This window comes from Allobosea sp. TWI1241 (assembly GCF_039673065.1).
In the GTDB taxonomy this organism is placed as follows: domain Bacteria; phylum Pseudomonadota; class Alphaproteobacteria; order Rhizobiales; family Beijerinckiaceae; genus Allobosea.
This window is the reverse complement of sequence record NZ_JBDJKW010000032.1, coordinates 1-1004: the sequence shown is the minus strand read 5'-3', so window position 1 is coordinate 1004 and position 1004 is coordinate 1. Positions and strand designations below refer to the sequence as shown.

1 protein-coding gene is annotated in these 1004 nt (G+C 66.6%); it reads right to left on the bottom strand.

The genetic code is table 11. The features are described 5' to 3' along the window. The coding region (locus ABE438_RS20315; RefSeq protein ID WP_346504492.1) for a DNA translocase FtsK at positions 1 to 1004 on the bottom strand (1004 nt) is incomplete at both ends.

Below are 1004 nucleotides of genomic sequence, written 5' to 3'. Positions count from 1 at the left end.
GGCCCGTGCACGCGGGTGATGCGCCCGCCGCCGGCCATGTAGAGCATGTCGCCCTGGCCGAGCAGCTGCTCGGCGCCCATCTCGCCCAGGATGGTGCGGCTGTCGATCTTGCTGGTGACCTGGAAGGAGATCCGCGTCGGGAAGTTCGCCTTGATCGTGCCGGTGATCACGTCGACCGAGGGGCGCTGGGTCGCCAGCACGACATGGATGCCCGCCGCGCGCGCCATCTGGGCCAGGCGCTGGATGGTGCCCTCGATCTCCTTGCCGGCGACCATCATCAGGTCGGCCATCTCGTCGACGATCACGACGATGTAGGGCAAGGGCTCGAGGTCCATCGCCTCCTCTTCGTAGATCGCCTCGCCGGTGGAACGGTCGAAGCCGGTCTGCACGGTGCGGGTGATCACCTCGCCGGCGGCCTTGGCCTCGCCGACGCGCACGTTGAAGCCGTCGATGTTGCGCACACCGAGCTTCGACATCTTCTTGTAGCGCTCCTCCATCTCGCGCACCGCCCATTTGAGGGCGACGACCGCCTTCTTCGGGTCGGTGACGACGGGGGTGAGCAGATGCGGGATGCCGTCATAGACCGACAGCTCCAGCATCTTGGGATCGACCATGATCAGCCGGCACTGCTCGGGGGTGAGCCGGTAGAGGATCGACAGGATCATGGTGTTGATCGCCACCGACTTGCCCGAGCCGGTGGTGCCCGCGACGAGCAGATGCGGCATGCGGGCGAGATCGGCGATCACCGGTTCGCCGCCGATGGTCTTTCCGAGGCACAGCGCCAGCTTGTGCTTGGTCGCCTCGAAGTCGTGGCTGGCGAGCAGCTCGCGCAGGAACACCGTCTCGCGCCGCGCATTCGGCAGTTCGATGCCGATGGCGTTCTTGCCCTGCACCACCGCGACGCGCGCCGACACAGCGCTCATCGAGCGCGCGATGTCGTCCGCAAGCGAAATCACCCGCGACGACTTCGTCCCCGGAGCAGGCTCAAGCTCGTAAAGCGTCAC